We start from the raw sequence: 8,841 nt of genomic DNA on the forward strand, positions 1-8,841 counted from the left end.
GACCACGAAAGAATGTGTCAACAGTCCAATAGAAGGCCTCTATCGGACAAAAGACCACGAAAGAATGTGCCAACAGTCCAATAGAAGTCCTCTATCGGACAAAAGACCACGAAAGAATGTGGGTAAAAGCCATCGATACAACTGGTGCTGGCGATTCTTATTATTTTTTACTTAAAGCAGAGTTTGTATAAACATATAATTTCATTATTTGGTATATACTTAATTTACTAGTTAGGTATAAGCACAAAATTAAAATAAGCCCTTAAGGTATTGGAGGAACAACATGGTTAGCGCACTTTTTCATGGAATCGCATTATCTTTCGGACTCATACTCCCGTTAGGGGCACAAAATGTGTTTGTGTTTAATCAAGGTGCCTCACAGCATAATTTCAAACGGGTATTACCCGTCGTCTTAACTGCTTCCCTATGCGATACTTTGTTAATTTTATTGTCAGTTGTAGGCGTCTCTGTTATTGTCTTAACCGTTCCAGTATTGCAAACGGTGATTTTTTCTATAGGATTCTTATTTTTACTATTCATGGGTTGGACCATATGGAAAAGTGATCCTACTGGCGTTAAACACAAAGAAATAGCTTTACCACCGAAGAAACAGATTATGTTTGCTTTGTCAGTGTCGCTATTGAATCCTCACGCTATTCTTGACACTATTGGCGTGATTGGGACTAGTTCGCTTAGTTATACAGGTGCTGAAAAATGGACGTTTACCATTGCATGTATTATTATTTCTTGGATTTGGTTTTTTGGTTTAGCTGTTGTTGGAAGAGTAGTTGGTCAATTTGATACGACAGGAAGATTTATCACAATCCTTAATAAAGTATCTGCCATAATCATTTGGGGAGTATCCGTATACATTGCCTATCAGCTTTTTAATATGTTCTAAAAGGTAGCTTGAGAAAAAAATGAAAATTTCTATTGAAATTCACCCTAAACATATATTAATATAGTATGTATCTCATATGGAGATATTATTAATGTTATTTCGCACTTATATGGAGGATTAGCTCAGCTGGGAGAGCATCTGCCTTACAAGCAGAGGGTCGGCGGTTCGATCCCGTCATCCTCCACCAAGTATTTTTTGTACTTTAAAAAATACCAAGTTTTTTTCGGTTTTTGAAAAAAACCAACTTTTAAAAAAGACAAAAATTTTTCGCGATAGCGAAAATATCTAACCAACTTATAGGGGTATAGTTTAAAGGTAGAACGAAGGTCTCCAAAACCTTTGGTGTGGGTTCAATTCCTACTACCCCTGCCAACATTTCCGCGTGTGTAGTTTAGTAGTAAAACCTAGCCAACAAGCTGATGTTGTGAGTTCGATTCTCATCACGCTTCCATTCCATACATAATTAACCAACGCAGTATTCATTTCAAATGAAATGAATACTGCGTTTTTTTGTATTTCTTAACATCTATGCAATCAACAAAATGCTTGATATTACTCAACAGCTCTCGGGCTACTATCAAATCCAGCCTTTTTATGTGATCCATCACAAAACGGTTTGTTAATTGACTGACCACAACGGCACAGAAAAACCTTTTCCTTTTTCGGATACTTATTCCCTAAAGAATCACCTAAATGAAAATCACCGCTAACAACGAGAGGTCCATTATCTAAAATTTTGATTCGATTCTCCATGTAAATCCCTCCTATAGTTAATCACACTATATTCAAAAAAAATTAATGTGTGTAATAAAACAAGTTTCACAATAATAAACTTGGTAAATATACTGTAATAAATAGAAAGGGATTGGTGAAGTACGTATGAATCAACATTTCGAACAACTATCTGATACTCGAAAAGCAATACTTTTGGCCATCAAGCAAAATGGTTCAGAAACCATTGCTAAGCTAGTTTCAAAGCTTAATATTTCTAGCGAAGGAGTGAGGCAGCAGCTAGTCCAGCTTGAGAAAGATGGCTTGATAAAGCGATCTTCCAAAAGAAGTGGATCAGGAGGAGGTCGTCCAGCGATAAAAGTTTGTTTGACACCAAAAGGAGAAACACTTTTCCCAAAAAAATACGAAGCACTCACCATAGAAGTTATCGATACAGTTGCCAAGCAACTCGGGCAGGATGCCGTGAAAAAAGTACTAACGACAATGGTTGATGCTAGGGTAAAAGAGTGGGAATGGCGTTTAACAGGACTGAGTTTGTCAGAGCGTGTATCGGCCCTAAAGGATTTATATGTAACAGACGACAGCTACATGGATGTCGAGCATTCAGGTGAAACGATTCGGCTTATTGAACGAAATTGTCCGTTTCATGACGTGGCGATACAAAGGCCAGTTCTCTGTAATGTTACGTTATCTACATTGACTAGATTACTAGGTTATCGTGTAGTGCGGGAGAAAAGTTTTCAAAATGGAGATGGCTGCTGTGTATTCCAGGTCAGGGTTGATCAACCTGTTGATATTCAATCACTCCCCTTTATTCTAGAAGAGGAAAAGATTTAGTTTTTAAAACAATTGAAAACACAACTTAGAGAGGTGCAAATAACATGTCAGTCGATAAAAATATGTTATTAACGACAAAATTCCCCGAATTATTCTCCAATACGACCCCGGATTTTCCCCAAAAATTAACTCAAGCTAATTATTTCATGGATGCGATTAAAGAATTAGTCGAATTATGTGGTGATGATCCTAATCGTGATGGCTTAACTGAGACTCCATATAGAGTTCTGAAGGCATTTCTTGAATACACAGAAGGATACCGTGAAGACCCTAAAAATCATTTATTAAAAACGTTTGATGTCAGCCATCAAGAATTAATTTTAGTGAAAAATATTGAGTTTCACTCCTTATGTGAGCATCATTTTGCCCCGTTTTTTGGTGTAGCTCACGTTGGATATATTCCAAATATAAAAATTACTGGCCTTTCGAAAATAGCCAGGTTAGTAGAAGGATATGCGAAGAGATTTCAAGTCCAAGAACGGCTAACTAATCAAATTGTAGAGGCTATGGAAGAAATTCTTCAACCACAAGGGACAATGGTCATTATCGAAGCGAAACATATGTGCATGTGTGGAAGAGGCATCAAAAAAACAAGTGCATCCACTACTACATCAGCTGTTCGAGGAATATTTGCCGAGCAATCTGATGTCCGTGCAGAGTTCTTATCTCTTTTACAAAAATAAAGCATCATGAAAAAAGTATCTAAAGGGAGAGGTGGACAAATGAGACACGCCATCATTACAGCAGGATCAAAAGGGTTGGGGAAGAAGGTGACAGAACAATTTCTTCAAAAGGGATTTTCAGTAACGGTCAACTATCGGAGTGATGTCCAACGAATAAGGGAGTTAATGGATGAATGGGATCAATATAAAGATCGTTTACAATTTGTTCAAGGTGATATGACAAAAAAACAAGATATCGTGATTCTCATAAGTGAAGCGGTTAAGAGATTTGGACGAATCGATTATTTAATCAATAATGCTGGTCCCTTTATTTTTCAACGAAAAAAGCTAATTGAACATACGGATAGTGAATGGTACGAGATGATTGAAGGAAACTTAAGTGCTGTCTTTCATTTATTAAAATTAACCATTCCGGTTATGAGGAATCAAAAGTTTGGTAGAATCATCACTTATGGATTTCAGGATGTGGAAAACACACCAGGTTGGATATATCGGTCTGCATTTAGTGCAGCGAAGGTTGGACTTTGTTCCCTAACAAAAACAATTGCTCTAGAAGAAGCAGAATATGGAATTACCGCCAATATGATTTATCCAGGAGATATTGTTGGAGATATGAAAGAAGCAACTATAGAAAAATCTCGTCAAATCCAAGACACCCGAACACCAGTCGGTCGTTCTGGAACGGGGGAAGATATTGCTCGACTTGTCTCATTCTTATGTGAAGAAGATTCAGGTATGATAACGGGCAGCGTGATTTCGATAACTGGAGGATTTGATGTTATTAACCGATATCGTAAATGAAATAGGAGGTACCACTTACATCTTTAGGTGGTGCCTCCTATGTAGGTTATTAAAAAAATCCCTATATACTCGACCTTCTTCATAGATGCTAAGAAAAAGAAAATGATCTAAAAAAGGGCAAATTTATAGAAGATTTCCAAGAAAAGGTATAAAATTAAAAGAAAATTAAAGTAGGTTAGAATTGGGGTAAGATGAATATGTCAATCAAGGCGATATTTTTGGATTTTTACGGAACGGTAGTACATGAAGAAGAGGCATCATTGGTTGAGATTTGTCATAAAATCAAAGCGAAATCCGATACAGCGGCCTCTGCACTAGAAATTGGTTACGATTGGATGAAAGAGTTTAACCAATTATTAAGCCACAGCCACGGTGAAAACTTTTTAAAACAAAGAGACTTAAGTGCCACATCTTTAAGAAACACCTTGACCAAGTTCAAATCGAATGCAAACGAGGATGAATTGCTTGAGCTAATGTTTCACCATTGGAAAAGCCCAACTATTTATAACGATGCGGTTGAATTTTTCGAAAAAAATAATCTCCCCATCTTTATCCTATCTAACGTGGATCATTTAGATATTACGGAAGCCATCAACCTGCTACATTTGAAAGTGGATGGGATTATCACGAGTGAACATGTTAAAGCCTATAAGCCGCATCAAGATATGTTCGAGTACGCCTTAAACCAAAATGGATTTTCTCCTGAAGAAGTTCTCCATGTCGGTGATTCTTTAACTAGTGATGTTTCAGGTGCCAATCAAGTAGGTATCAATAGCGTGTGGCTTAACAGAAGTAACAAACCTCTTTCAGGAGATTCTAAACCAGACTATATCATAAATAACTTAAATGAGCTTTTAGATTTACCAGTTTTAGTAAAAATCTAAACATTACCTAATATCTGGTTGTAAATTCCATAGACTGAATTTTTAATAAAAGGAGAATGCGCATGCCAACCCATACGTCTAGATCAGAGGTCCCAGCAAATGAGAAATGGAATTTAGAGGATATCTATAGTGATATAAGCAAATGGGAAGCTGATTTCCATGAGATTGAAAAAATCGCAGTCAAGCTAAAGGAATTTGATGGTGCCATTCAAGATGGACAGACCTTATTTCAATTTTTAAAAACAAAAGAAGAGCTATCCTATAAATTCAACCATGTTTATGCCTATTGTATGTTAAAGGTAGATGAAGATACTCGTGACACTAGCTCACAATCCTTATTAGACCAAGCGAAGAGCCTAAGCGTGAAGGTGAGTGCCGCCACTTCCTTCTTTATGCCATTTTTATTAGGATTAGATGAAGAGAAACTAAAAGGATACATAACAGAAGTAGAAGGTTTAAAGTACTTTGAAGAAGACTTATTAGAGTCTTACCGTTATAAGGCCCATGTCCTTAGTAAGGAACAAGAAGAACTCCTGTCGCAACTGGGAGAGTCCCTTTCTGTTCCAAGTAACACCTTCGGAATGATTAATAATGCCGATATCAAATTTGGAGAAGTAACAGATGAAAACGGGGAAAAGGTAGAGCTGACTAGAGGCATGTATGCCAAATTAATTGAAGATGAAGACCGTGAAAAACGCCGTGAAGCGTATAAGGCATATTATAAGCCATATATCGCCTCAAAAAATACAATCGCTACAACTCTTTCCGGAGCAATAAAAAATAATGTGACACTAGCTAAAATACGCCACTATCCTTCAGCGTTGGAGAAAGCTCTTTTTGGCGATAAAGTACCAAAAGAGGTTTATGAAAATTTGATAACTGCTACAAAAGAAAATATCGCACCACTTCATAAATATTCACAAATTCGTAAAGAAAAATTGCAACTTGATGAACTGCGTCAATATGACCTGAGTGTTCCGTTGGTAAAAGGAGTCAAGCCTGAAATCTCCTATGAGGAAGCCTATGAAAAAATGTTAAAGGGATTAGCTCCTCTTGGAGAAGAGTACATCGGTATGTTAAAAGAATTCAAAGAGTCCCGTTACATTGATGTTCGCGAAACTCCTGGTAAACGTTCAGGTGCCTATAATCTAGGGATATACGGCGTTCATCCATATATATTATTAAATCATCGTGATGATTTGGATAGTTTATTTACATTGGCTCATGAATGTGGTCATGGGGTGCATAGTAAGCTGAGCGCTAAACATCAGCCACAAATTACAGCACGTTACAGTATCTTTGTAGCCGAGGTTGCATCGACTGTCAATGAAGTCTTGTTAATTAACTATTTATTAAACAATGAAAGTGACCCGGAAGTCCGGAAGCATTTGCTTAACCATTTCATTGATCAATTTAAAGGCACTTTCTTTACTCAAGTTATGTTTGCTGAATTTGAAATGAAAACACATGAGTTAGCTGAAAAAGGTGTGCCATTAAATGTAGAGGTGTTTAATCGAATCTATGCAGACTTATTTAGAGAATACAATGGAGACGAAGTAGTATTTGATGATGAAGTAAAGTTTGGCTGGTCAAGAATTCCTCATTTCTACCGTCCATTTTATGTTTACAAGTATGCGACTGGATTTGCTTCCGCAATCCATTTAGCGACCAAAATTCTTGAAGGTAATAAAGCTACGCTTGAATCTTATTTAGAATTCCTAAAGAGTGGCAGCTCGGATTATCCACTCGAATTGTTAAAAAAGACAGGAGTGGACTTAACTTCCCCAGCACCGATTGAAAATAGTTTGAAACGCTTTGCAGAGCTCGTGGAAGAGTTTTCGCGAATTTAAAATTGAAATAACCATATTCAACCAAAAGGGATTATCATGTGATAATCCCTTTTGGTTTTGGAGAAATTAAGACCTGCTATGTAATTTTTAAATATATTTTTAGACCAGTATTTCTTTGGAAATGCTATATATACCAAGGAGTCAGGCAAAACTTCAAATCCGAAACATGACATTTATCATACCCTGGTCATGACATCTGCTACTACAAAGGGTAATGGCCGTTCTATATACTTGGAAATAATAAGAGAAAGGAAGGGGATTTGAAAAAATGACCTTACAAAATACGAAAAACTTAAAGAAACAGGTAGCCCCTTATGAAAAATCAACGACAAAAGACAGTGTCCTACAAATTATTAACACGCTTGTGCCATTTTTCGCATTATGGTATCTAGCCTATATCAGTTTATCCGTTTCTTATTGGTTAGCTTTACTACCAATTATTTTCGCGGCTGGATTCTTAATTAGAACCTTTATTATTTTTCATGATTGTACCCATCATTCCTTTTTTAAAAGTCGTCGGGCCAACCGAATCGTGGGAACTTTAACTGGAGTATTAACACTATTTCCTTTTGACCAATGGGGACATGAGCACTCTGTTCATCATGCTACAAGTGGTAACTTAGATAAGCGTGGTACAGGTGATATTTGGACACTAACGGTAGAGGAATATTTGGCGGCACCACTTAAAACTCGTTTATGGTATCGTTTTTATCGTAATCCATTAGTAATGTTTGGTTTAGGTCCAATATTTCAGTTCCTTCTAAAGAACCGTTTTAACCGTAAAGGAGCTCGTAAGAAAGAAGTTTTAAACACCTATCTAACCAATGTGATACTCGTTGCTTTAATCGGTTTGCTTTGTTGGGCACTTGGTTGGCAAACATTTCTATTAATCCAAGGATCGATTTTCATGATTTCTGGAGCAGCAGGCATTTGGTTGTTCTACGTACAGCATACTTTTGAAGATTCATACTTTGAAGAAGATAAAGATTGGGAATATGTAAAAGCAGCTGTAGAAGGAAGTTCATTCTATAAGCTTCCTAAACTTATGCAATGGCTAACTGGTAATATTGGTTTCCATCATGTGCATCATTTAAGCCCAAGAGTACCGAATTATAAACTAGAAGAAGCCCATAATAATACATTGCCATTACAACACGTTCCAACCGTCACTTTAGCTACAAGCTTACGTTCTCTTCGTTTCCGTCTATGGGATGAAGAAAGAAAGAATTTTGTGAGCTTTAAAGATGTTAAGGAATTGGCTAAAAAGAATATGACTCTTCAAGTAAAAACTGAGAGATAAATCTATACCCTCTGACTCCTCTTAATCGGTAAGGGGAGTCTTTTAAAAACATTTTTTGCTTTTGGAACAAAATGTATATATACCGTGAATTTTTAATGAAAACGATGAATACCTTTACAAAGTAACATGACAAAAATTCGTGAATAGCAACGGATGTAAGCCTTGTCCGATATGGGGGAACTAACATGATTCGAATCGTTATTGCAGAGGAACAGCCGATGTTGTTAAATGCACTAGGAACCCTGCTGAATTTAGAAGAGGATATGGAAGTAGTCGGGCAAGCAAACAATGGAGCTAATGCGATAGCTCTTGTGCACGAATTGAAGCCAGACATATGTATTATGGATATTGATATGCCTGAAACAAATGGACTTGAAGCAGCAGAAGCATTAAAAGTCCATGGCTACTGCAAAATCATTATCTTAGCGACATTTGCACGTAAAGGATTTTTTCAACGAGCTGTGAATGCAGGTGTAAGTGGTTACTTATTAAAGGACAGTCCAAGTGAAGTCCTTGCTAGTTCAATCCGTTCGGTTATGGCTGGAAAACAAGTCTATGAACGAGAATTGTTGGAAGAAGTGAAGGATAACGAAACGATGCCTTTTGAAGGGGAACCATTTTCCGATGGGGACCTAAAACAACCTAACAACCCAATGGGAGCTGTTAAAGCCTACATTACAATCATAAAGGAAAAAATGAAGATGCCTACAGGATAAGATAACAGAAAAAGGATCTAGTCAGACAGTTCAACATCGAGCTGCTGGCTAGTTTTTTATTTTTAGGCCTCGTTAAATACTATTGTTGATATTCGTACAAAAAAAGCTGGATGAAGTCTTCAATTGTTTCTAATCGT

The 8,841-nt window shown here is 36.9% G+C and carries 9 protein-coding genes and 3 tRNA genes; 11 read left to right on the plus strand and 1 reads right to left on the minus strand.

Annotation, left to right across the window (positions count from 1 at the left end):
- Window positions 1–283 precede the first annotated feature (283 nt).
- From LRP83_RS03660 to LRP83_RS03675, 4 genes are all read left to right on the plus strand, one after another.
- Window positions 284–901, plus strand: coding sequence for a LysE/ArgO family amino acid transporter (locus LRP83_RS03660; protein WP_230495312.1), 618 nt, complete (start codon window positions 284–286; stop codon window positions 899–901).
- A 111-nt stretch (window positions 902–1,012) separates the two neighbouring features.
- Window positions 1,013–1,088: transfer RNA gene (locus tag LRP83_RS03665), tRNA-Val, on the plus strand.
- Window positions 1,089–1,199: 111 nt separating this feature from the next.
- Window positions 1,200–1,273 (plus strand) — tRNA-Trp (locus tag LRP83_RS03670).
- An 8-nt stretch (window positions 1,274–1,281) separates the two neighbouring features.
- Window positions 1,282–1,348 (plus strand) — tRNA-OTHER (locus tag LRP83_RS03675).
- 105 nt (window positions 1,349–1,453) lie between these two features.
- Here LRP83_RS03675 and LRP83_RS03680 read toward each other — a convergent pair.
- The gene (locus LRP83_RS03680) at window positions 1,454–1,654 is read right to left on the minus strand and encodes a CDGSH iron-sulfur domain-containing protein (protein WP_230495313.1); all 201 of its coding nucleotides are present in this window, start codon (window positions 1,652–1,654) and stop codon (window positions 1,454–1,456) included.
- 126 nt (window positions 1,655–1,780) lie between these two features.
- On the opposite strand from LRP83_RS03680, the gene LRP83_RS03685 reads away from it, so the two are divergent.
- From LRP83_RS03685 to LRP83_RS03715, 7 genes are all read left to right on the plus strand, one after another.
- Window positions 1,781–2,470 carry a helix-turn-helix transcriptional regulator gene (locus LRP83_RS03685; RefSeq protein ID WP_230495314.1) on the plus strand — a complete coding sequence of 230 codons (690 nt, stop codon included), beginning with the start codon at window positions 1,781–1,783 and terminating at the stop codon, window positions 2,468–2,470.
- Window positions 2,471–2,532: 62 nt separating this feature from the next.
- Window positions 2,533–3,153 (plus strand): GTP cyclohydrolase I FolE, encoded by a 621-nt coding sequence (folE, locus tag LRP83_RS03690; RefSeq protein ID WP_230495338.1) that lies wholly within the window; start codon window positions 2,533–2,535, stop codon window positions 3,151–3,153.
- 39 nt (window positions 3,154–3,192) lie between these two features.
- Window positions 3,193–3,954: an SDR family oxidoreductase gene (locus LRP83_RS03695; protein ID WP_230495339.1), complete on the plus strand. Its 762-nt coding sequence runs from the start codon at window positions 3,193–3,195 to the stop codon at window positions 3,952–3,954.
- A 197-nt stretch (window positions 3,955–4,151) separates the two neighbouring features.
- Window positions 4,152–4,838, plus strand: a complete 687-nt coding sequence (locus tag LRP83_RS03700) for an HAD family hydrolase (RefSeq protein ID WP_230495315.1) — start codon at window positions 4,152–4,154, stop codon at window positions 4,836–4,838.
- A 62-nt stretch (window positions 4,839–4,900) separates the two neighbouring features.
- The gene (gene pepF / locus LRP83_RS03705) at window positions 4,901–6,688 is read left to right on the plus strand and encodes an oligoendopeptidase F (RefSeq protein ID WP_230495316.1); all 1,788 of its coding nucleotides are present in this window, start codon (window positions 4,901–4,903) and stop codon (window positions 6,686–6,688) included.
- 268 nt (window positions 6,689–6,956) lie between these two features.
- On the plus strand, window positions 6,957–7,988 hold the full coding sequence (gene desA, locus LRP83_RS03710; protein WP_230495317.1) for a Delta(5) desaturase DesA: 1,032 nt from the start codon (window positions 6,957–6,959) through the stop codon (window positions 7,986–7,988).
- A gap of 185 nt (window positions 7,989–8,173) precedes the next feature.
- Window positions 8,174–8,704, plus strand: coding sequence for a response regulator (locus LRP83_RS03715; RefSeq protein WP_230495318.1), 531 nt, complete (start codon window positions 8,174–8,176; stop codon window positions 8,702–8,704).
- The last annotated feature ends 137 nt before the right edge of the window (window positions 8,705–8,841 follow it).

The organism is Pseudoneobacillus rhizosphaerae (assembly GCF_917563885.1).
Taxonomy (GTDB): domain Bacteria; phylum Bacillota; class Bacilli; order Bacillales; family Cytobacillaceae; genus Pseudoneobacillus; species Pseudoneobacillus rhizosphaerae.

Coding starts and splice junctions, on each gene's coding strand:
- LRP83_RS03660 (WP_230495312.1), top strand. CDS start 284: ATGGTTAGCGCACTTTTTCATGGAATCGCATTATCTTTCGGACTCATA.
- LRP83_RS03680 (WP_230495313.1), bottom strand. CDS start 1,654: ATGGAGAATCGAATCAAAATTTTAGATAATGGACCTCTCGTTGTTAGC.
- LRP83_RS03685 (WP_230495314.1), top strand. CDS start 1,781: ATGAATCAACATTTCGAACAACTATCTGATACTCGAAAAGCAATACTT.
- folE (WP_230495338.1), top strand. CDS start 2,533: ATGTTATTAACGACAAAATTCCCCGAATTATTCTCCAATACGACCCCG.
- LRP83_RS03695 (WP_230495339.1), top strand. CDS start 3,193: ATGAGACACGCCATCATTACAGCAGGATCAAAAGGGTTGGGGAAGAAG.
- LRP83_RS03700 (WP_230495315.1), top strand. CDS start 4,152: ATGTCAATCAAGGCGATATTTTTGGATTTTTACGGAACGGTAGTACAT.
- pepF (WP_230495316.1), top strand. CDS start 4,901: ATGCCAACCCATACGTCTAGATCAGAGGTCCCAGCAAATGAGAAATGG.
- desA (WP_230495317.1), top strand. CDS start 6,957: ATGACCTTACAAAATACGAAAAACTTAAAGAAACAGGTAGCCCCTTAT.
- LRP83_RS03715 (WP_230495318.1), top strand. CDS start 8,174: ATGATTCGAATCGTTATTGCAGAGGAACAGCCGATGTTGTTAAATGCA.